The organism is Lentibacter sp., from assembly GCF_965657785.1.
Classification (GTDB): domain Bacteria; phylum Pseudomonadota; class Alphaproteobacteria; order Rhodobacterales; family Rhodobacteraceae; genus Lentibacter.
Genome location: NZ_CBFHPP010000029.1, coordinates 1 through 19,549, shown reverse-complemented (window position 1 = coordinate 19,549; position 19,549 = coordinate 1). Strand labels below are relative to the sequence as shown.

Annotated in this window: 22 protein-coding genes, 2 rRNA genes and 1 other RNA gene; 14 read left to right on the top strand and 11 right to left on the bottom strand. The window is 55.3% G+C overall.

The window, feature by feature from the left end; genetic code table 11:
- A 23S ribosomal RNA gene (locus ACTF58_RS12195) occupies positions 1-102 on the top strand; the annotation flags it as partial.
- An 85-nt stretch (positions 103-187) separates the two neighbouring features.
- Positions 188-302 (top strand): 5S ribosomal RNA (rrf, locus tag ACTF58_RS12190).
- A 461-nt stretch (positions 303-763) separates the two neighbouring features.
- Here the strand turns inward: rrf and ffs are convergent.
- The 3 genes from ffs to ACTF58_RS12175 form a co-directional block, all read right to left on the bottom strand.
- Positions 764-861, bottom strand: an RNA gene (ffs, locus tag ACTF58_RS12185) — signal recognition particle sRNA small type.
- 110 nt (positions 862-971) lie between these two features.
- A complete protein-coding gene (locus ACTF58_RS12180; RefSeq protein ID WP_438992246.1) occupies positions 972-1,925 on the bottom strand; it encodes a 5'-nucleotidase C-terminal domain-containing protein in 954 nt (317 codons plus the stop codon).
- 21 nt (positions 1,926-1,946) lie between these two features.
- Positions 1,947-2,804 (bottom strand): bifunctional metallophosphatase/5'-nucleotidase, encoded by an 858-nt coding sequence (locus tag ACTF58_RS12175; RefSeq protein WP_438992245.1) that lies wholly within the window; start codon positions 2,802-2,804, stop codon positions 1,947-1,949.
- Between the two features lie 155 nt (positions 2,805-2,959).
- Between ACTF58_RS12175 and nudC the strand changes: the two genes are divergently transcribed.
- From nudC to ACTF58_RS12135, 8 genes are all read left to right on the top strand, one after another.
- Complete coding sequence (gene nudC, locus ACTF58_RS12170; RefSeq protein ID WP_438992244.1) at positions 2,960-3,931, top strand: NAD(+) diphosphatase; 972 nt, start codon at positions 2,960-2,962, stop codon at positions 3,929-3,931.
- Positions 3,932-3,973: 42 nt separating this feature from the next.
- Positions 3,974-4,444, top strand: a complete 471-nt coding sequence (locus tag ACTF58_RS12165) for an SRPBCC family protein (protein WP_438992243.1) — start codon at positions 3,974-3,976, stop codon at positions 4,442-4,444.
- A gap of 68 nt (positions 4,445-4,512) precedes the next feature.
- Positions 4,513-6,270: a dihydroxy-acid dehydratase gene (gene ilvD / locus ACTF58_RS12160; RefSeq protein ID WP_438992242.1), complete on the top strand. Its 1,758-nt coding sequence runs from the start codon at positions 4,513-4,515 to the stop codon at positions 6,268-6,270.
- An 88-nt stretch (positions 6,271-6,358) separates the two neighbouring features.
- On the top strand, positions 6,359-6,874 hold the full coding sequence (locus ACTF58_RS12155; protein ID WP_438992241.1) for a hypothetical protein: 516 nt from the start codon (positions 6,359-6,361) through the stop codon (positions 6,872-6,874).
- Between the two features lie 142 nt (positions 6,875-7,016).
- Positions 7,017-7,784, top strand: a complete 768-nt coding sequence (locus ACTF58_RS12150; RefSeq protein ID WP_438992240.1) for a DUF6478 family protein — start codon at positions 7,017-7,019, stop codon at positions 7,782-7,784.
- 10 nt (positions 7,785-7,794) lie between these two features.
- Complete coding sequence (locus tag ACTF58_RS12145) at positions 7,795-8,172, top strand: hypothetical protein (protein WP_438992239.1); 378 nt, start codon at positions 7,795-7,797, stop codon at positions 8,170-8,172.
- A 7-nt stretch (positions 8,173-8,179) separates the two neighbouring features.
- Entirely contained in the window at positions 8,180-8,893 is a 714-nt protein-coding gene (arsH, locus tag ACTF58_RS12140; RefSeq protein WP_438992238.1) for an arsenical resistance protein ArsH, read from the top strand.
- Between the two features lie 66 nt (positions 8,894-8,959).
- On the top strand, positions 8,960-10,987 hold the full coding sequence (locus tag ACTF58_RS12135) for an FAD-dependent oxidoreductase (protein WP_438992237.1): 2,028 nt from the start codon (positions 8,960-8,962) through the stop codon (positions 10,985-10,987).
- Positions 10,988-11,071: 84 nt separating this feature from the next.
- On the opposite strand, the gene ACTF58_RS12130 is transcribed toward ACTF58_RS12135, so the two are convergent.
- The 7 genes from ACTF58_RS12130 to ffh all read right to left on the bottom strand — a co-directional run bounded on the left by ACTF58_RS12130 (position 11,072) and on the right by ffh (position 15,981).
- Positions 11,072-11,869, bottom strand: a complete 798-nt coding sequence (locus tag ACTF58_RS12130) for a hypothetical protein (RefSeq protein ID WP_438992236.1) — start codon at positions 11,867-11,869, stop codon at positions 11,072-11,074.
- The gene (gene rimM, locus ACTF58_RS12125; RefSeq protein ID WP_438992235.1) at positions 11,866-12,372 is read right to left on the bottom strand and encodes a ribosome maturation factor RimM; all 507 of its coding nucleotides are present in this window, start codon (positions 12,370-12,372) and stop codon (positions 11,866-11,868) included. Before rimM ends, ACTF58_RS12130 begins: the two co-directional genes overlap by 4 nt.
- A gap of 203 nt (positions 12,373-12,575) precedes the next feature.
- A complete protein-coding gene (rpsP, locus tag ACTF58_RS12120; RefSeq protein WP_438992234.1) occupies positions 12,576-12,995 on the bottom strand; it encodes a 30S ribosomal protein S16 in 420 nt (139 codons plus the stop codon).
- A 39-nt stretch (positions 12,996-13,034) separates the two neighbouring features.
- A complete protein-coding gene (locus ACTF58_RS12115) occupies positions 13,035-13,331 on the bottom strand; it encodes a chorismate mutase (protein ID WP_438992233.1) in 297 nt (98 codons plus the stop codon).
- Positions 13,324-13,929: a GNAT family N-acetyltransferase gene (locus ACTF58_RS12110; RefSeq protein ID WP_438992232.1), complete on the bottom strand. Its 606-nt coding sequence runs from the start codon at positions 13,927-13,929 to the stop codon at positions 13,324-13,326. Before ACTF58_RS12110 ends, ACTF58_RS12115 begins: the two co-directional genes overlap by 8 nt.
- Positions 13,929-14,477: a GNAT family N-acetyltransferase gene (locus ACTF58_RS12105; protein WP_438992231.1), complete on the bottom strand. Its 549-nt coding sequence runs from the start codon at positions 14,475-14,477 to the stop codon at positions 13,929-13,931. The genes ACTF58_RS12110 and ACTF58_RS12105 overlap by 1 nt, the downstream gene beginning before the upstream one ends.
- A gap of 4 nt (positions 14,478-14,481) precedes the next feature.
- Positions 14,482-15,981 carry a signal recognition particle protein gene (gene ffh, locus ACTF58_RS12100; RefSeq protein WP_438992230.1) on the bottom strand — a complete coding sequence of 500 codons (1,500 nt, stop codon included), beginning with the start codon at positions 15,979-15,981 and terminating at the stop codon, positions 14,482-14,484.
- 343 nt (positions 15,982-16,324) lie between these two features.
- Here ffh and ACTF58_RS12095 point away from each other — a divergent pair, with 343 nt between their 5' ends.
- Both ACTF58_RS12095 and ACTF58_RS12090 read left to right on the top strand, forming a co-directional pair.
- Entirely contained in the window at positions 16,325-16,552 is a 228-nt protein-coding gene (locus tag ACTF58_RS12095) for a hypothetical protein (protein WP_438992229.1), read from the top strand.
- 265 nt (positions 16,553-16,817) lie between these two features.
- Positions 16,818-17,690, top strand: coding sequence for a LysR family transcriptional regulator (locus ACTF58_RS12090; protein WP_438992228.1), 873 nt, complete (start codon positions 16,818-16,820; stop codon positions 17,688-17,690).
- Here the strand turns inward: ACTF58_RS12090 and ACTF58_RS12085 are convergent.
- Positions 17,687-18,019 (bottom strand): ArsR/SmtB family transcription factor, encoded by a 333-nt coding sequence (locus ACTF58_RS12085; RefSeq protein ID WP_438992227.1) that lies wholly within the window; start codon positions 18,017-18,019, stop codon positions 17,687-17,689. The two genes, ACTF58_RS12090 and ACTF58_RS12085, sit on opposite strands and share 4 nt — an antisense overlap.
- Before the next feature lie 328 nt (positions 18,020-18,347).
- Here ACTF58_RS12085 and ACTF58_RS12080 point away from each other — a divergent pair, with 328 nt between their 5' ends.
- Both ACTF58_RS12080 and ACTF58_RS12075 read left to right on the top strand, forming a co-directional pair.
- The gene (locus ACTF58_RS12080) at positions 18,348-18,692 is read left to right on the top strand and encodes an AtpZ/AtpI family protein (RefSeq protein ID WP_438992226.1); all 345 of its coding nucleotides are present in this window, start codon (positions 18,348-18,350) and stop codon (positions 18,690-18,692) included.
- A 2-nt stretch (positions 18,693-18,694) separates the two neighbouring features.
- Positions 18,695-19,453 (top strand): F0F1 ATP synthase subunit A, encoded by a 759-nt coding sequence (locus ACTF58_RS12075; RefSeq protein ID WP_438992225.1) that lies wholly within the window; start codon positions 18,695-18,697, stop codon positions 19,451-19,453.
- Positions 19,454-19,549: the final 96 nt, after the last annotated feature.

The window sequence follows — 19,549 nt, the reverse complement described above, 5'->3', positions numbered from 1 at the left end:
ATCCCTGAGGACCGAGGTAGACCACCTCGTCGATAGGCCAGAGATGTAAGTGCAGCAATGCATTCAGTTGACTGGTACTAATGGTCCGATAGGCTTGATTTGATCCAGTAAAAGCCAGGCTTTTACTAGACATCAGCATACATCACACTAGATGACTTGACTTGGAATTTTGATAGGCTTTTTTTGGTTTGGTGGTCATAGCACAAGCGAAACACCCGGTCCCATTCCGAACCCGGCCGTTAAGCGCTGTCGCGCCGATGGTACTGCATCTTAAGGTGTGGGAGAGTAGGTCACCGCCAAACCTAATAAAGCCTATCAAACGATATCTCTCTGACGATCTCATAGACAAATACAGCACACAAAAAAATGCTGTTTTGCCTTCAAAACATAACCTCAAATCGATCCGAAACGATCTGTTCAACAACGGTGGCGCGCTGTTTGTGAATGGCGTTTCTAAGCCCTCCTTTTCGCGCGCACTCTTTTGTCTTGGCCCCCGATTAGCGTTTCACACCTGCCCTGAAGCTGAAAATGGCTGCGTAAGTTCTACGGGTGCACCCCATTAAACGTGGGGGGATTACCCGACCCCCAGCGCGCCATCCTGAATGATCCGGATGATCGGTTCGCCGCCTGAAGGGGCGATTACTCCGATTTGGCCGTTGCAGTCGGAGATCAGGCCAGCCGTGGGAGCGCGCAATGTGGCGCGCTTCAAGCCCGTAGTATATCACGCCCAGTTTTGGACAGTGGTGTTGAAACAGGGAGGGAAGGGTGAGAGGCTGATCACGACCCAAGCGGGGCTCGTTGCGGCTGCTTCCTTCCGGATCTGACCGGGTTGGCGAGGCGCCTGCCCGCGCCAACCTCTCGAACGGAGATATAGGGGCGCAAATCTTGATTGGCAAGGGGCTGTGGACGGCTTGGCCCACCAGTGGGCGCGGCGATCGGGAGATAAGCTGCCTTGGGGAACTCTGCGCTCACTAAACGGAATCGTGCGGCTCGATAGGGCCCTCCAGAGAAAGCCTCATTTCAGAGAAGCCGTCTTCTGTGTTGCGCAGAAAGCTGATGCCATGTGCGGGGTCGCCCGTAGCGCATTGTGAGGTGAGGAATGTGGCGCTGGTCTCGGCTTGGGGTTTGAAGTGCCAGGATTCGCGCGCTGGAATCGAGATCGGGCTCCGCTCGGAAATGTAGGTGCTGATCGCCGTGCGGCACATCTGCCCTGTGTCAAAAAGGAGCTGTGGCGCATCTTTTGGGGGCATATCAGGCAGAATGCCGCGTGCGCGAAAGGAGCTTGTCGCCAGAACGAAGCGCGCATCATCTGTGACGGGGCTGCCTTGATAACATAAGGCACTGATCCGCCCGCCACCGTCTCCGATTTTCTCTCGCCGTTCATTGAATGTGGGGGGCTGGGACAGGTCGATTTCGTAATCGAGCTGGGGAATGACATCAAAAAGATAACTTGGAAACTGCGGATTGTGCAGGGGCTTGTTGGTGCTGCGGTCGGGGATCTGGCAGAAAAGGCTGGCGCTCATGTCAAGCCATGTGCGCAGGGCCTTGCCGTTGAGCAAAAGTGCACAGAGTGTATCGGGAAAGCTGTAGAGCTTGTCGAGGTCGCGCAGGCGGAGCGGGCCTCTTTGAATATGGCAGTAATGGCGCGGGCCGTTCATCCCGCCTGAGCGGAACGGCGCAATCGCAGACAAGAGCGGAAGCTCTGACCATTCGCTTTTGGCGTGAGTGTCTGAAAGGGCTGCACAAAACGACTGGGCAACCAATTGAAGCGCGCTGTTGTTTGTGGCGAGAGCAAAAAAGCTGTCGATCTGGTGAGCGGTTTCTCCGATCGGCTTTGCGACTGTCACAAGGGTCGCTTTGTGATGATGTGCAAGGGCGTCGACAAAGGGTTGGCTTTCAGGCGCATGGGGCGCATTGCGCAACATTTTTATGGTGCTCGACGCGATCTACCATGTGTTTTGAGCGCGGGTGAGAGAAAGGTCCATTTGCCCGACGTATTCACCAAGCGCACCTGAGAGCATCACTGGCACGTCAGATCTGGGAGCCTCTGACAGGGTGTCTTCCGGCTTTGGAAGCACCTCATGTGTATGTCCGCCCAGAACGATATCAACGCCTTCTAGCTGGGCGATTTCGGTGTCTATGGTGACTTTTCCGCAATGGGCCAGAACGACAACCAGATCGGCTCCTTTGTGCTTCATCTCGGATATGGCGCGGGTTAGGGCTGGTATCATCGGCAGGCAAGAAATACTCGGGTCAAAGCCTGCGGCACCCTGAAGGGTTATTTCTGGAAGGCATCCCGTGACCCCTATGCGCAGGGGCTTATCATGGCCTTCTAGGTGTCGCTCCAGAACGACAAACCGCTTAAGCTCTGGCACCGCCTCGGAGGGGAGCACCAAATTGGCGGAGACAAAGGGGAAATTTGCTTGAGAGAGTGCCGCAGACAAATGTGCCAGACCAAAGTCAAGGTCGTGGTTTCCAAGAGTTGCGGCGTCATAGCCCTGAAGGTTCATTGCTGTGATAACAGGGTGATCATAGGGGGCTTCTGGAGGCGCTTGTGCGAGCCGGTCTGCGAGCGGGGAGCCTTGCAAAAAGTCGCCTGAATCAAACAAGAAGGACGGCGCGCCCTGCGCTCTGGCATCATCTATAAACTGTGCCGCGCGAGACAGGCCCCGACGCGAAAAAAACCGATCGTTGTTATAATCAAACGCCAGCACATGAGCGTGCAAATCTGTTGTCTGCAAAATGCGCAGATGCGAGGGATTATCGGCAGTGTCATTGAAGAAATCAGACAGTTCGGCCACCATGTAAATACTGAAAGGCTATAATTTATTTAACGTGTTTAATAACTTATCTTAACACGCATTGGTTGAGTTGTTCAATATGCCAGGGTGACCCCCTGTTTGGCGGTTGTTCCAATGGTGAGAACAGGGCTAGGGTGTGGCGACTGAGAGGGACCCACATGAGACTGGCAGAAACGGTAACCTTTGGTGGCTCGCGGTTAGACCGTGCTGCGGAGATAAGAGGGCAAGCAGAGGTCTTGGATGCGGCGATTGCTGCGGGCCAAGCCGAGACCATCTTGCTTTGGCGTGGTAAGCCGCTTTTGGAAGGCACGGCGCGGGCGCGTTTGGCGCGGCTGCCGATGGATCATATCGTGCTTCAAGAGCATGGTCGCAGCCCTCTGCTTTTGGGCCGTGAAGAGAGCGGCAAGCTGGTCTTTGTGAGCGATATTTCCGACTGGGTGCCAGATGAGGTTGATGAGGCCGCCTTGGGGGCCTTTTTTGATCCGAGTGAGCAGCAGCACCCGATGCTTGAGGAGAGCCACGTCTTTTTGGAGTTGCGAGGCGTGATGTCGCAACTCACAATGCGTGACGCAGAGCTTGCGGCAACCGCTCGTGCTGTTCTCGGATGGCACAGGTCGCACCGATATTGCGCGGCCTGCGGCGAAGAAAGCCAGATGGTTATGGCGGGGTGGCAACGGTCTTGTCCTAGCTGCAATACGCAGCATTTCCCGCGCACCGACCCTGTGGTGATCATGCTGATCACACGCGGAAACGCGGTCTTGATGGGGCGGTCGCATGGTTGGCCCGAAGGGATGTATTCTCTGCTTGCGGGCTTTGTTGAGCCAGGAGAAACGCTAGAGGCGGCGGTGCGCCGTGAAGTCTTTGAGGAGGCTGCGATCAAGGTGAGTGAAGTGGGGTATCTGGCAAGCCAACCGTGGCCGTTCCCCAGCTCGTTGATGATCGGGTGTTATGGGCGTGCCGAAACAGATGCGATCACCATTGACCCGAATGAAATTGAAGATGCGCGCTGGTTTAGCCGCGAAGAGATTGCGCTTTCTTTTTCAGGAGATCACCCGACACTGAAGCCTGCCCGAAAAGGTGCAATTGCACATTTTTTACTGTCAAACTGGCTTGCGGATCGTCTTAGATAGCTCCAAGCTGATTTCGAGTATGAGTTATAGGGTATGTATCAGATGCAGTTTTCCGCAAAGCAGGATATTGATGCGCCGATAGAGGCTGTGTTTGCGGCAGTGACCGACTTTGACGGTTTTTCTACGCAAGCGTTGCGGCGCGGAGCCGAAGTTCAGCGCCTTGATGAGCTGATGGGGCCTTGTGCAGGGATGGCATGGCAGGTCGGCTTTGATTTTCGCGGCAAGCGACGGGATATGCGGATTGAGCTTCTGGAGGTTATCCAGCCCAGTGAACTCAAAGTGCGCAGCGCGACGTCTGGTCTTGATGGTCATCTGATGCTCGAACTGGTTGCGCTTTCAAGGCAGCGCACGCGTTTGGGAGTGGAGGTTGAGCTTGCACCGAAAACGCTTTCTGCACGGCTTCTGGTCCAGTCGTTAAAGTTGGCGCGCGGGAGCCTGTCAAAACGGTTGCGCAAGCGACTTGAAGGGTTTGCGCGCGCAACAGAAGAGACTCATCGCCACACCAGTGCTTGACGCTTCATGACTTGTGTCATCGCAGTTGCTTGGGTAATTATTTACCAGCGCTGACAGGGGAGAGAGCCATGACAAAATTTGACAAAGCCAAGTTGCCGAGCCGCCATGTGACAGAGGGGCCCTCAAAAGCACCGCACCGATCATTTTATCATGCTATGGGCATGACCGAGGAAGAGATTCACCAACCCCTTGTTGGCGTGGCAACGTGCTGGAACGAAGCCGCACCTTGCAATATTTCACTGAACCGTCAGGCGCAGGCCGCAAAGGCGGGTGTGCGTGAGGCACATGGCAGTCCACGAGAATTCACGACCATCACCGTGACGGACGGGATTGCCATGGGGCATGAAGGGATGCGCTCGTCGCTTGCGTCACGCGAAGCGATTGCCGATACGGTCGAGTTGACGATGCGAGGGCATTGCTATGATGCTCTCGTCGGGCTTGCGGGCTGTGACAAATCTTTGCCGGGGATGATGATGGCGATGGTGCGGCTGAATGTGCCGTCTGTTTTTGTATATGGCGGTTCAATTTTGCCGGGCCGCGCACCGACGGATGCGGGCATTCCTGACGACCTCGCGGGGCGGGATCTGACTGTGCAAGATATGTTTGAGGCTGTAGGACGCCATCAGGCGGGCACGTTGTCAAGCGAGGCCCTCGCTGTGCTTGAGCGTGTCGCTTGTCCGAGCGCTGGGGCCTGCGGCGGGCAGTTTACCGCCAATACGATGGCCTGTGTGAGCGAGGCTATTGGCTTGGCGCTGCTCAACTCTTCGGGCGCTCCGGCACCTTATGAAAGCCGTGATCAATATGCCGCCGCGTCTGGCGAAGCAGTCATGATGCTATTGGAAAAGAATATTCGCGCACGGGACGTTGTGACGCGCAAATCGCTTGAGAATGCGGCGCGGGTTGTGGCCTGCACGGGAGGGAGCACCAATGCGGGGCTTCACTTGCCTGCGATTGCGCATGAAGCTGGTATTGAGTTTTACCTTGAGGATGTCTGCGACATCTTCCGTGATACGCCCTATTTTGTCGATCTGAAACCAGGTGGGAACTATGTTGCGAAAGACCTTTATGAAGCAGGCGGTGTGCCTGTTGTTATGAAGGAATTGCGCAAGGCTGGCTTACTGCATGAGGATTGCATGACATCTGCCGGCGTAACGCTCGGTGAAGCGCTTGATACAATCAAGGGCGAGGCTGATGGCCGTGTGATTTATCCGATTGAAACGCCAATTACGACGACAGGCGGCGTTGTGGGCCTGAAAGGCAATATCGCGCCGGAAGGTGCGATTGTGAAAGTCGCGGGGATCGCGCCTGAGCATCAGGTCTTTACGGGACCTGCGCGTGTCTTTGAGTGTGAGGAAGACGCTTTTGAGGCGGTGCAAAACCGCGCCTATGAAGAGGGCGAGGTTCTTGTGATCCGGAATGAGGGCCCCGCAGGTGGGCCGGGTATGCGCGAGATGCTTGCGACGACGGCGGCTCTGAGCGGGCAAGGCATGGGCAAGAAGGTTGCTTTGATCACTGATGGGCGCTTTTCGGGAGCAACGCGCGGGTTCTGTGTTGGTCATGTCGGGCCTGAGGCTGCGCATGGCGGGCCGATTGCCTTGCTTGCGACCGGAGACATCATCACGATTGACGCGGTCAAGGGGGAGCTTTCTGTCGATGTGAGCGACGCCGAACTGGCCACGCGCAAAGCCAATTGGGCAGGCCCACGTGAAACAATTTATGCTTCTGGTGCGGTATGGAAATTTGCCCAGCTTGTCGGCGCGACCTATAAAGGCGCCGTGACCCATCCCGGCGCGCAGGCGGAGAAACATGTCTATATGGACCTCTAGACCCAGAGTCCTGTTTGCGTGTTTTGGCGTTGTGCTGGCCTCAATGTTGAGCGGGTGTCTGGAGGCAGTGCCTTCGGAGACCCGCGTCTTGAGCCAGTCTAAAGGTGCATTAGGGCGTGCGACGATTGTGCCTGACAAGCTGGTGGTGGCAGGGCCGAAAGGCTTTTGCGTGGACCGGCGGTCGCTTAAGTCTGGCCCGTCTGGAGGGTTTGCGCTTGTGGTGCCTTGTGCGGCATTGGATGAAGCGGCGGGCGGGCTTGGTCTTGAGGCTGCGATTCTGACATTGCAGGCGCAACCGCAGAGAAAAGAGGTGGTGCAGGCCGAGGCTGAGAGTTTGGCGCGTGCTTTTGCGGGTATCCAGCCGATATATCAGGAAAACGGTGATGGGATGAGCCTTGTTCAGCTTGCACAGGGCGGGGATGCGATTGTCCCGAACGGCGAGCCAAAACACTGGCGCGCAGCGTTAAGTTTTAACGGCTATCTTGTAGGTCTTGCGCTCTACTCGGAAAAAGGCGGGATTGCCTCTGGGGATGAGGGCAAGGCGCTGTTGATTGAATTTGCAGAAGCGGTCCTTGGCGCGAGTGTTGGGAGGGAGCTTGACTAAGAGCCTTGTTTGAAAAGAGAAAATGTAAGTTTTCTTGATTGTTGCGGGTCTCGATAAAAAATAGACCTTTTAGTTAAATTTGTTTCCATTAGAATAACAGTAACGAGTGAATGAGAGAGCTTGTGTTTGAGTTATGGCTTTTATGAATAGAAATTTTGCGTGGCAACGCGCGGTTTATAGGATGTCGCTTCGGCGCTGGAGCAGGGCGGCGTTGCGCGCAAAGATTACCAAGCTTGAAGCGTTGCGGCGTGAGAGGGCTGAGGCGCGAAAGCTGAAAGCTCAGCTTGATCTTCTTATTCACACGGCAGATGAGCGCCTTGCTCTGCCGATGATTGGCTCTCACGCTTTTGACAGGCCGTTTGATTCTGACTGGTCTTGGCGGCCCGAATTGTGGCGCGGGCCTCTGCCGAACCCTGGGTTTAGCTCTGTTGAAACGAAGTCCATGTTGGGCCGTGAAGTCACGCTGTTTCACGACTGCCGGTATTCGGAGCTCACTTTGCGCCAGCTGCGCAATCGGCGTGAGGCAGACTTGGCGCCGTATGGGCTGAGGCTTGATGTTTTTAAGTTTGACGGCTCTTTTCTCTCGGTTGTTGTCGACTTGCCTGAGGCTGCGGCGCGGGGACTGTTGCGCAAGCATCTGCTTCGGATACATACGATTGTCGAATGCGAAAAACCGCTCGAAATCTTTGCGCGTTTGAACATAAAGCATGGACCAAACACCGAGCAGATCGTTCGCGAGCTGCCTTTGAACCAACCTGATGTTGTTGTGGAGTTTGATTTGGCCTACTCGAAAATGAATGAAAAGAGGGTGGAGCGGATCTGGCTCGATCTGATTTTTGAGGGACCAGATATGAACCAAGTCACACTGCGTGACCTGACCTTTAGCCGCAGACCAAGAGCCGAACTTTAGGGGGCACCGAATGAGCGAGTTTGTCGTCACAAAACGCCGTATGATAGAAGCGCGCTGGGAGGCTGTTGTTAGCCGCGCAGATGGTGCAGCGATTGAGGAGCCCCCAAAGCTGGCGGCTGTGCTGGACGGAAAGCAGCTTTTGGGGCTGACTTTCCAACGTGGCGAAGAGGGCGCATGGGAAATGGGAGTGCCGATCCCTGCCGAAGCCATTGCGGATGGCATTCGCACCATTGTGATTTTGGACGCTGAAACCGACGACTGCCTTGCCAGCATTTCGCTGCTGTCGGGGGATGCTTTGGATGAGGATTTACGCGTAGAAGTTAATCTGCTGCGTCAGGAGCTGGATATGTTGAAACGCGCGTTTCGACGGCATTGTGTTGAGACCTGATCAAACCATGATGGATACACCAAATTTGAAAGATGATGCGTTTCGAGCGATCGAGCTTGATGCTTTATTCCCCAGTGAGCGCAGCACCCATAAACCGCGCATCTTGCTTCTTTACGGCAGTCTACGAAAGACATCATACAGCCGACTTATGGCAGAAGAGGCCGCACGTATTTTGACGCGGCTTGGCTGTGAAGCGCGGCTCTTTGATCCTTCGGGGTTACCCCTTGTTGACGACTTGTCCGAAAGTGATCCTAAGGTGCAAGAACTTCGCACGCTTGTTCTCTGGTGTGAGGGGATGGTCTGGTCCAGCCCTGAGCGGCATGGCGCAATGACGGGGCTTATGAAGACCCAGATTGACTGGATTCCACTGGCGCCGATTGGGGGCGTGCGTCCGACACAGGGAAAGACGCTGGCTTTGATGCAGGTGGAGGGCGGAAGCCAGAGCTTCAACACTGTCAACCAGCTGCGTATACTTGGGCGCTGGATGCGGCTATTGACCATTCCGAACCAGTCGTCTGTCGCGAAAGCATGGGACGAGTTTGATGATGTAGGACGGATGAAGCCCTCACCCTACTACGACCGTGTCGTGGATGTCATGGAGGAACTTGTGAAGTTCACCTGGCTGACGCGGGACATCAAAGACCATCTTGTTGACCGCTATTCGGAACGTGTTGAAAGTCGTGAGGCTCTTTCAAAGCGGGTGAACGCACCGAAAGATTGACGCCGCGTTTGAGGTGACTTGATCCTCGTTTTGCCGCAATTTGGGCGGCAATGAGGGAGTTTTACCATGTCGCAATATCCACATATGCTTGCCCCGCTCGATTTGGGCCACACCACACTTAAGAACCGTGTGATTATGGGCTCGATGCACACCAACCTTGAGGAGACCAAGGACTGGAACCGCGTGGCCGAGTTCTATGCTGAACGGGCGCGTGGCGGGGCGGCGCTTATGGTGACAGGGGGTATCGCGCCGAACCCTGAGGGGGGAGTGTTTCCGGGGGCCGCTGGGCTTTATACCGAGGCTGATATTGCCAACCATAAGATCGTCACCGACCGCGTCCATGCGGCGGGCGGCAAGATTGTTATGCAGATTTTGCACGCGGGGCGCTATGCTTATGGGCCTGACTGTGTGAGCGCTTCGCCTGTTAAATCGCCAATCTCGCCATTTTTGCCCAAAGAGTTGGACGAAGAGGGCATTGAAAAGCAGATTGCCGATTTTGCGACGGCCGCCGTGAATGCCAAGGCGGCAGGGTATGACGGCGTTGAGGTGATGGGCTCGGAAGGCTACTTCATCAACCAGTTTCTGGTCACCCATGTGAACAAGCGCACGGATCGCTGGGGTGGGTCATATGAAAACAGAATGCGCCTTGCCCTTGAGGTTATGAAGCGCGTGCGCGGGGCTGTGGGCGATGATTTCATCATCATTTATCGCTTGAGCATGATTGATCTTATTCCAAACGGCTCAACGCATGAGGAAGTTGTCCAGCTTGCTCAAGAAATTGAGAGAGCTGGAGCCAGCATGATCAACACCGGGATTGGTTGGCATGAGGCGCGGATACCCACAATCGCGACAAGCGTGCCGCGTGCAGGCTTTGCCTGGGTGACGAAAAAGCTGATGGGGCAGGTGGGTATTCCGCTGATTACCTCTAACCGTATCAATATGCCTGATGTTGCCGAAAGCGTTTTGGCTGAAGGCTGTGCGGACCTCGTAAGTATGGCGCGGCCTTTTCTTGCGGACCCTCATTTTGTGCGGAAGGCTGAACAGGGGCGCGCGGACGAGATTGCGCCCTGCATCGCCTGCAATCAGGCCTGCCTTGACCATACATTTCAAGGCAAGATTTCGAGCTGTCTTGTGAACCCGCGTGCTTGTTTTGAGACGGAATTGACGCTTGAGCCAGCGGATCTGTCGAAAAAAATTGCAATCGTGGGGGCTGGACCGGCGGGAATGAGCGCGGCGATTGCGGCGGCAGAACGGGGCCATGACGTCACAGTGTTTGAGCGCGCCCCTGAAATTGGTGGTCAGCTTAATATGGCAAAGCAAATCCCTGGGAAAGAGGAGTTCTGGGGGTTTGTCGACTGGTTTGGCACAATGGCTGCGAAATACGGGGTGAAGCTTGAGCTGGGTCGCGAAGTTGGCACGGGCGATTTGTCGGGGTTTGACGATGTTATCATTGCGACAGGTGTTTTGCCGCGTGATCCCGAGATCGAAGGGCAGGATATGCCGCACGTCTTGAGCTATGTGGATGTGTTGCGCGGCAAGGCGAAGGTTGGCAAGCGCGTGGCGGTTGTGGGTGCGGGGGGGATTGGCTTTGATGTGAGCGAATTCCTTGTGCATCAGGGCGCCAGCCCGACGCTTGAACTTGCAAGCTGGAAAGAGGAGTGGGGCGTGGGTGATCCCTCTGAGACGCGTGGGGGACTTGCTCCTGAGGGGCCACAGCCAGAAGCACCCGCGCGGGACGTCATCCTGCTTCAGCGAAAGGCGGAGCGGCATGGCAAACGGCTCGGGAAAACGACAGGTTGGATCCATCGTGCAGCGCTTAAGATGAAGAACGTCGAGATGATCGGCGGGGTCAATTACGAGCGCATTGACGGGGAAGGGTTGTATGTGAGTTTTGGAGAGGCGCGGGAAAACCCAACCTTAATCAAGTGCGACACGATTGTTATGTGTGCTGGGCAGGTGAGTGACCGCACTCTCGCAGACGCTCTAGAGGCGCAGGGCGTCTCTGTTCATGTGATCGGGGGAGCAGATGTTGCTGGTGAGCTTGATGCGAAGCGCGCAATTGACCAAGGCACGCGTCTAGCAGCCGTGCTTTAGAGTTTCGAATTTGCTTCGCAAATCCGACCATAGCGGGGGACCAGTCCCCCGCACCCCCTGGGATGTTTTTGGAAAGAGGAAGCGTTAGAGCAGGGCGTCTTTGGCCGCTTTGAGGGCAGATTTGGTTTTGATCTTCCGGTTGAGGCGGAGGAATTCTGCTTGAAGCTCTGGCGGGTTTGCCGTGTTTTGGCGCGCGATTGGGCGCAGAGTGCTGCGCAGCGGTGCCGGAACCTCGAGCAGGTCGAGTAAGGCTGCAGCAGGACCTTCGGGGGCTTTTGAATAAGTTTCAAGGGCTGCTGTGTGAACGGCAACAGGAGCAAGCGTCATGGTAAGTTTATGGGCCTCCCCCTCGGGGCCGAGCAGCTTTGGGAAGCGGGCCCGAAAGCTTGCATAGTCATCTGTGAGGCGTATCGAGCGCAAGAGGTGACCGTAGACAGAGCGCAGCCAGCTTTCGCGCTCGCGCGTAGTATAAAAAAAAGTGATTTTAGTATTTGGGCCGAAACGGCGGCGCAGTTCGGATATGATCACTTTGGCCAGTCGTTTGGCGGGGCGCTGGTAGGATGTCATCAGGCGGCCAGAGAGCGTTTTGTGGCCTGGCATTCCACCGGAAAATGTTTCGCGACTGAGCACGATTGTCGACTGTTCGGGAATGCTTTGGAGAAATGCGCGCAGGGCGTGGCGGAACTTGAACAGGCGGTGTGGAAAGGGGCGCTGGGCGTAAATGCGGGCTTGTGCGCCGGCATCAAAAAAATCTGTCTTTCCATAATAGGCCATGTAGGGGGCAAGAGCAGATTTGTTTAGGTTGAAAAAATCTTGCAGGCTGGTTGTCCCTGTTTTGTGAAATCCCGCGTGCACGATCACGTGGACCGACGGGCGGCTCATTCAAAGAGGCCCTCGGGGGGATCGGCAATAATGCGGCCTGTGGCGAGATCAACTGTGGGGACGATGGCTTTGGTGAAGGGCAGAAGAACTGTGGCGCTGCCGGCTTTGACCTGAATTTCGAGCAGATCACCTGCACCATGGTTCTGAACCGCTTTGACGGTTCCAAGCTCGGCTCCGCCTGTGTCAAGCACCATGAGGTTGACGAGATCAGCATGATAGAATTCGTCATCTGGTAGGGAGGGCAGTTGGCTGCGCTCGGCGTAAAGCTGAGTTCCACGCAGGGCGTCGGCTTCTTCTTTGGTTGCAATGTCACTCAGGCGCGCAGAAAAACCGTTGTTGATCTGGCGGGTAAGATGAACCGTGAAGCTGCGTGCGCCGTCTTCTGTAAAGAGTGGGGTGTAGTTGGCAATATCCTGAGGGTCAGCTGTGAAGCTTTTGAGGCGGACTTCGCCACGGACACCAAAAGCACCTGAGATGGCGCCGACACAGACACGCTCGCTCATGGGCGGGATCCTTCACAGAGGCCAAACTTTACGTGGCCGCCTACCGCGAGGCAGCGGTCACTGTGACTATATTTTTCGTAGGCTACACCCGCAAGAAAGGTCGTGCCAATCAATAAAATGCTGCGGATGGGGCGAAAGATAAAGCGCATGGGCATAGAGGCAGCAGACGGGCTGGAGCGCATATGTCTCCAGCCCGATAATGCTTAGCTTTCTGACGCGTCTTCAGCGACAGGAGCCTCTTCAGCGGGGGCTTCTTCGGCTGGAGCGGCGGCGGCTTCAGCGGCTGCTGCTGCTTTGGCAGCTTTTTCTTCAACGCGGTCCTTGGCTTTTTTGCCTGGCTCGCCTTTTTTCATGTTGGCGCGCTCTTTTTTCTCAAGCAGGCCAGCGGCTTCGAGCATACGTGCAACGCGGTCTGTTGGCTGTGCGCCTTCACCGAGCCAGTATTTAACACGATCAAGGTCAAGCTTTACGCGCTCTTCGCTGTCTTTGGCGAGAAGGGGGTTATATGTGCCGAGTTTCTCGATGAAGCGACCGTCACGTGGCATACGGCTGTCAGTTGCAACAACGCGGTAGAAAGGGCGCTTTTTTGAGCCGCCGCGGGCGAGACGAATTTTCATAGCCATGGTGTGTTCTCCTTAAATGGCGTGACAGGCGGATGCCTGTTATTCTTGGTGTTTTTGGTGGTGCTGAATGACTTCAGCGATGATGAAGTTAAGAAACTTCTTGGCGAATTCAGGGTCTAGATCGGCCTGAATTGCCAAATCTTCAAGCCGCGCAATCTGAGCCGCTTCGCGGGCTGGATCTGACGGGGGAAGGTCGTGTTCGGCTTTGAGCTTGCCAACTGCCTGAGTGTGCTTGAAGCGCTCGCCAAGGGTATAAACAAGAATGGCGTCGAGGCGGTCGATACTCTCACGGTGTCCTTTGAGAAGGGTCGCTGCGCGGGTGATAGGATCAGTCAAGTGCCCATCCTTTCGGTTTGAACAGTGGATCAGAATAGTGGCTGATCTCCATGTCGATGCCATGGGCCAGTTGGGTGCCATCAAGCTGTGCTGGAGAGGGGTGACGATAGACAGTATCGGACCCGTCGATTGTGATGGCCTCGGGGTCGCGCTTTGCGCCAAGGCGCTCGGCGAGGCGGATGCTATCGAGATTTTTTGGGTCAAGATAACTAACTGCCGTTTCCCAGCCATGGTGCTTGTAATAATAAGCGCGCGCAGCGTGGGTTGCCTCAAGCGCATAGCCTTTGCCGGCTTTGTCGGGCCAGATGATCCAAGCAATCTCGGCTTCGGGCCATTGCGCGGGCTTCCAGCCGCCGGCCATACCGTAGGTTTCGTCTGTTTCTTTGTCGTGGATCATCCACATACCAAAGCCGCGAATGTTCCAATGACCGATTTCAGCGGCATAGAGCATCCATGCCTCGTATGCATTCAGAGGCCCGCCCATGAAGCGTGAACGGTAGCTTGAAAACGTGGCTTTGAAGTCGGGGTAGTCCTCGGCTTCGGGGCCACGCAGAATCAGGCGTTTCGTCTCGAGAACGGGGATATTGGCTGTGTGCATTATGCGTAGGCCTCCATCCCGCCGGTTTCGATGTCAGAAGGAGCGAGGTGACGCCAGATTTCAACTGCGCCGTATTCTGGGTCTTCGTATGTTTTTTCAAATGTCGCGCCAAGGCGTCGGGCGACAGCTTTTGAGCCTTCGTTCTCAGGGGCGATCTGGCTGACGGCTGTATTCCAGCCCAGAATGTCATAGGCATAAGTGCGAGCCGCGAGGGCGGCCTCTGTAGCGTAGCCCTTGCCTGTGGCGTGGTTCATCAGGGTCCAACCGATTTCGCGTTCGGCCCAGCCTTGGGGGAACCAGAGGCCGGTGCGGCCCATGTATCGACCTGTGGTTTTTTCTTCTAAAGCCCAGAAGCCGAAGCCGCGGAAGGCCCAGTGACCGACCATCATGGCGAGCATCCGCCAGGTGCGGTGCTCAGGTTGGGGACCTCCAACAAATCGAGAGGCATCCGTGGCGTAAAAAGCGGCTTCCTCACGAAAGTCTTCCTCGCGATGCGCGCGTAAAATCAGGCGTTCGGTTTCAAGCGTGGGGATGGAGAGGCTCAGCATTGGCTTATTTCTTCTTCCCAAAGCCCGAAAGGCCTGAGGGCAGGCCCATGCCGCCGCCGAGACCAGGCAGTTTGCCAGATGCGCCGAGCTGTTTTGCGGCGGCTTCCATAGCGGCGGGGTCCATGCCTTGGCCAAGCTCGGCGGGCAGGCCGCCTTTGCCGCCGAACATACCTTTCATGGCTTGTTTCAGCATACCGCCTTTGCCCTTGCCGAGCTTTTTCATCATATCCGACATCTGACGGTGCATTTTAAGAAGCTTGTTGAGGTCAGACACGTCCATGCCTGCGCCTTTGGCGATGCGCTTCTTGCGGCTTGCCTGAAGGATCTGGGGGTTGGCGCGCTCGCGTTTTGTCATGGATTGGACGAGGGCGATCTGGCGCGTGATGATCTTGTCGTCAAAGCCTGCGTCCTGCACTTGTTTGGCCATTTTGCCCATGCCTGGCATCATGCCCATGATGCCTTCCATACCACCCATTTTTTGCATTTGCTCGAGCTGCATCTTGAGGTCGTTCATGTTGAACTGCCCCTTCTGGAAGCGCTTCATCATGCGCTCGGCTTGCTCTGCCTCGATTGTGTCTTGGGCTTTTTCAACAAGAGCCACGATGTCGCCCATGCCGAGAATGCGGCCCGCGATACGCTCTGGCTCGAATGTTTCGAGGGCATCCATTTTCTCGCCAAGGCCAACGAAACGGATGGGCTTGCCTGTGACGGCGCGCATGGAAAGGGCGGCGCCGCCCCGCCCGTCACCGTCCATACGGGTGAGAACAACGCCCGTGATGCCGATTTTGGCATCAAATTCTTCGGCCACTTCAACCGCGACCTGACCTGTGAGGCCATCAACCACAAGCAGGGTTTCGCGTGGATCAACCACGGCGGCCACATCCTGCACTTCCTTCATTAGCAGTTCGTCGATTTGGAGACGGCCAGCCGTATCGAGCATATAAACGTCATACCCGCCTAGCGCCGCTTGCTGTTTGGCGCGCTTGGCGATGTCTACAGGGGTCTGACCCTTAACGATGGGTAGAGTGTCAACGCCGATTTGCGCGCCGAGGATGGCAAGCTGATCCATCGCGGCTGGGCGGTAGATATCGAGCGAGGCGAGAAGGACTTTTTTACCTTCGCGCTCTTTCAGGCGCTTGGCGATCTTGCCTGTGGTTGTGGTCTTGCCGCCGCCCTGAAGGCCGACCATCAAGATCGGCGCTGGGGGATTGTCGATCTTTAGGCGGCCCGGGTCTTCTGCGCCTTTGAGTGTATCGACCAGCGCGTCGTGCACGATTTTGACGACCTGCTGACCTGGTGTAACCGACTTGGTGACCGCTTGGCCTGTGGCTTGATCTTGCACCTTTTTGACGAACTCACGTGCCACCGGGAGAGACACGTCAGCCTCAAGGAGGGCAACGCGAACTTCGCGCAGAGCCGTTTTTACATCATCTTCAGAGAGCGCGCCTTGCTTGGTGAGGCGATCAAAGACACCCGAGAGGCGTTCGGACAGATTTTCAAACATCTTGTCGGCTCCTTCACCGTTGCGTTTTGGCCCTAGATAGGAAGCGGGCCGCTCAATGACAATTTACCCCCGTGGGCGAAACTCGCTGACGGGGGGCGATCTCGACAAGCGAGACCGGAAGATTAAAAACTTCCGTATGGTTGTCTGCTCATAGCCTTTTGGTGTGGGGGGGTCAAGTTGCTGCGACGGTTGGGCATTTTCAGTGTATCTTGAGCCCAAACATGGCGACTTTCGCGCCACATCTTAACCAAACCCTAAAAAGACTGAACAAAGCGCTTGATGTGATGTGCTGAGAAAGATACCCTATAAATTGTAATTACCATTTTTTTATCGAGGTCCTAATATGAGAACTGTAGCAAAATTTGCAGCAATCGCACTTATCGCAGCGCCTACATTCGCCGCCGCTGATTCAGAAACCACAAGCACAGTGTCACAAGACGCTCTGATCACAACATCGTCGCAAGGCGGTCTTTTTGGTCTGGGTCTTGGTGGAGCCACAGTTGGAACCGTTGCGGCGGTTGCTTTTGTCGGTGTTGCCGCTGTCGCGATCAGCAGCTCAGACGGCACATAAGCTGCTCTGACTAAACGAGATTTTAACGCCCACACAGTCGTAAGTGACGTGTGGGCGTTTTATTTTGTCAGGCGGCCTTTTCGCTTGGTCGGCGGCGCGCGTTGCTTTCGGGGGTGTGCTCTCCCTGTGACGGACGTATCAGTATTGTGCTTTGGTTTGTCAGGGGCAGGCAACTGAAAGCAACCGTGGTTTTACGTGAGCCATTGCAATGGGCGATTCGCTCGCTACTCTGGTCGTCAGGGAAATTGGAGCGGCGACATAGGCAATGGACAACTGGGATGAGATAAAAACAGCGTATCACGTGGCGCGTGAAGGCACTGTGAGCCGCGCTGCAGATGTGCTTGGGATACATCATGCGACAGTTATTCGCCATATTGATGCACTTGAGCTCCGCCTGAAGGCCAAATTGTTCCAACGTCATGCACGGGGGTATACCCCGACAGAGGCCGGGAGAGAGCTGTTGCGTGTTGGTCAGGCGACAGCAGAGCAGTTTGCGCAGCTCGAATCGCTCATTCATGGAACGAGTAGCGCTGTGAGCGGCGAGCTGGTGGTTACCTCGCTTACAGAAGTCGCCCCGCGCATCGTGCCTTTGCTTAAAGAGTTTCAGGATATGCACGATGGTTTAAGTCTTCGTTATCTGGCGGGGGATCGTGTTTTTAAGCTTGAGTATGGGGAAGCTCACATCGCCATTCGGGCGGCGTCTCACAAACCAGAGGAGCTAGACAATGTGGTTCAAGAGCTGTGTCGGACTGAAGTCAGCCTCTATGCTTCACAGACTTATATTGACGCTTTTGGTGCGCCAAAGTCTCTGGATGACCTTGCAGGGCATAGATTTGTTGGCCGCGCAGACGCCGGCACGGGAGCGCCTTATTACAAGTGGCTGGCAGGCCATGTTGCGCCGAACCAGATTATTTTTCTGGCTGATGATTACCAGATTGCCAATGCTGCTGTTCGTGCGGGTGTCGGGCTCGGATTTATGAGTGACGGGGCCGAGGCCGAAGGATCGGACCTTATTAAGGTCGCTGGCCCCGTACCCGAGTGGGGTGCAAGCTTGTGGTTGATTACGCATATGGATTTGCATCGCACGGCAAAAGTGCAAGCGGTCTCCAAGTTTTTGAAGGAGCGTCTAAGCTGCTAGTCAAGCGTTTCTGGCAGCTCGCTCTCCAAAAAACGTTCAAATGCGTCAAGGTTGACGGGCTCAAACTGTCCGAAGCCTTGCATCCATATTGAGGCAGATTTCAAAGCGTCAGGCTCTAGCTTGCACCACTTCACTCGCCCGCGCTTTTCTTGAGAGATAAGACCCGCGCGGCTTAGCAAGGCCAAGTGCTTGGATACAGCGGCGAGGCTCATTGTGAAAGGTTCGGCTACGTCTGTGACAGCCATATCATCCTCTAGCAGCATGGTGAGGATGGCGCGGCGCGTTGGGTCGGCCAGAGCGGCAAAAGCGAGGTCGAGCTTTTCAGTCATAATTGTGTTTGGCCTGAGAGAGCGGTTCCGTCAACCACTTGGTTTAGCATTGAGGGTGGAGTGCGTCGCTGGCTCGGGTGCAACATTCGAAGTTTTGGTACTTTCCTCTCGGGGTATGCTGGACGGGATGGGGAAACCGGACAATCAACCGTTTGGTTGAATACCCGATCTCGTGCTTTTTGTCAGGCGAGATGGGGCGCACATGAGCGTTCTCGATACATATCGACAAGTTTTTCGTAATTAAATCAGAGTCTTGCTTAAATTTTATGGTTGCGTTAACGCTGCTTGACTCAGGCTGCCCTGCGCACTAGCAAGTCTGCAACTGTCCATGGGGGCTTTTGACGTGTCGATCCGTGATAACAAAGACCAGCTTTCGAAGCTGGATGAGCGGATCAAAGCGGTGAAAGCGGCACACGCACCAAAAGACCACATGGATGAACACTACTCTCAAGCGCAACTGGCGTGGCGAATGGTGATTGAGCTGGTGGCTGGTTTGGGCATTGGCTTCGGCATAGGATACGGGCTCGACTGGGCTTTTGGGACGCTCCCGATATTCATGGTGCTGTTTACATTTATGGGCCTTGCTGCCGGTGTGAAGACGATGCTTCGCTCCGCACAAGAGATCCAGAAGACACAAGAAGCAGCTCAGGCTGCACAAGACGAAAAGGGTTAGTCATGGCGACTGAGACAAACGGCGCAGAAGGCAGCAGCCTTGTATTTCACCCGATGGACCAGTTCATCGTTAAGCCTTTGTTCGGCGGTGAGCATATGGGTATGTTCACGATCACCAATGCAACGCTTTGGATGATGTTGGCGATTGTTGCTATTATTGCGCTGATGGTTTTTGGAACCTCGCGCCGCGCCACGATCCCTGGGCGGACTCAGTCCGTTGCCGAATTGGCTTACGGTTTTGTCTACAAAATGGTTGAAGATGTTGCGGGCAAGGATGCTGTCGGCTTCTTCCCTTATATCATGACCTTGTTCATGTTTATCGTGTTCTCGAACTTCCTCGGCCTTCTGCCAATGTCCTTTACGCCCACATCGCACTTTGCTGTGACGGTTGTTCTGGCGATGCTGGTGTTTCTCACCGTCACCATCGTTGGCTTTGTGAAGAACGGTGCGAAATTTCTCGGGCTTTTCTGGGTCTCAAGCGCGCCTCTCGCGCTTCGCCCTGTGCTCGCGATCATCGAAATTATCTCATACTTCGTGCGCCCTGTGAGCCACTCTATCCGTCTTGCGGGTAACGTGATGGCAGGCCACGCTGTAATTAAAGTATTTGCAGGCTTCGCGGCAATTGCCGTGATAAGCCCTGTGTCTGTGCTCGCAATCACTGCGATGTACGGTCTCGAAGTTCTCGTATCGTTTATTCAAGCATACGTGTTCACCATTCTGACCTGCGTGTACCTGAAAGATGCCCTGCATCCTTCACACTAAGGTTTGAAAGAAATCTAAACTTCCAATCGTAAGGAGAATTCACATGGAAGGCGATCTCGCACACATCGGCGCAGGCCTCGCGGCTATCGGTTCAGG

Excerpts from the sequence above, each read along its gene's own strand:
- ACTF58_RS12180 (WP_438992246.1), bottom strand. The coding sequence starts at position 1,925 with ATGTTGCGCAATGCGCCCCATGCGCCTGAAAGCCAACCCTTTGTCGAC.
- ACTF58_RS12175 (WP_438992245.1), bottom strand. The coding sequence starts at position 2,804 with ATGGTGGCCGAACTGTCTGATTTCTTCAATGACACTGCCGATAATCCC.
- nudC (WP_438992244.1), top strand. The coding sequence starts at position 2,960 with ATGAGACTGGCAGAAACGGTAACCTTTGGTGGCTCGCGGTTAGACCGT.
- ACTF58_RS12165 (WP_438992243.1), top strand. The coding sequence starts at position 3,974 with ATGCAGTTTTCCGCAAAGCAGGATATTGATGCGCCGATAGAGGCTGTG.
- ilvD (WP_438992242.1), top strand. The coding sequence starts at position 4,513 with ATGACAAAATTTGACAAAGCCAAGTTGCCGAGCCGCCATGTGACAGAG.
- ACTF58_RS12150 (WP_438992240.1), top strand. The coding sequence starts at position 7,017 with ATGAATAGAAATTTTGCGTGGCAACGCGCGGTTTATAGGATGTCGCTT.
- ACTF58_RS12145 (WP_438992239.1), top strand. The coding sequence starts at position 7,795 with ATGAGCGAGTTTGTCGTCACAAAACGCCGTATGATAGAAGCGCGCTGG.
- arsH (WP_438992238.1), top strand. The coding sequence starts at position 8,180 with ATGATGGATACACCAAATTTGAAAGATGATGCGTTTCGAGCGATCGAG.
- ACTF58_RS12135 (WP_438992237.1), top strand. The coding sequence starts at position 8,960 with ATGTCGCAATATCCACATATGCTTGCCCCGCTCGATTTGGGCCACACC.
- ACTF58_RS12130 (WP_438992236.1), bottom strand. The coding sequence starts at position 11,869 with ATGAGCCGCCCGTCGGTCCACGTGATCGTGCACGCGGGATTTCACAAA.
- rimM (WP_438992235.1), bottom strand. The coding sequence starts at position 12,372 with ATGAGCGAGCGTGTCTGTGTCGGCGCCATCTCAGGTGCTTTTGGTGTC.
- rpsP (WP_438992234.1), bottom strand. The coding sequence starts at position 12,995 with ATGGCTATGAAAATTCGTCTCGCCCGCGGCGGCTCAAAAAAGCGCCCT.
- ACTF58_RS12110 (WP_438992232.1), bottom strand. The coding sequence starts at position 13,929 with ATGCACACAGCCAATATCCCCGTTCTCGAGACGAAACGCCTGATTCTG.
- ACTF58_RS12105 (WP_438992231.1), bottom strand. The coding sequence starts at position 14,477 with ATGCTGAGCCTCTCCATCCCCACGCTTGAAACCGAACGCCTGATTTTA.
- ffh (WP_438992230.1), bottom strand. The coding sequence starts at position 15,981 with ATGTTTGAAAATCTGTCCGAACGCCTCTCGGGTGTCTTTGATCGCCTC.
- ACTF58_RS12095 (WP_438992229.1), top strand. The coding sequence starts at position 16,325 with ATGAGAACTGTAGCAAAATTTGCAGCAATCGCACTTATCGCAGCGCCT.
- ACTF58_RS12090 (WP_438992228.1), top strand. The coding sequence starts at position 16,818 with ATGGACAACTGGGATGAGATAAAAACAGCGTATCACGTGGCGCGTGAA.
- ACTF58_RS12085 (WP_438992227.1), bottom strand. The coding sequence starts at position 18,019 with ATGACTGAAAAGCTCGACCTCGCTTTTGCCGCTCTGGCCGACCCAACG.
- ACTF58_RS12080 (WP_438992226.1), top strand. The coding sequence starts at position 18,348 with ATGGGGGCTTTTGACGTGTCGATCCGTGATAACAAAGACCAGCTTTCG.
- ACTF58_RS12075 (WP_438992225.1), top strand. The coding sequence starts at position 18,695 with ATGGCGACTGAGACAAACGGCGCAGAAGGCAGCAGCCTTGTATTTCAC.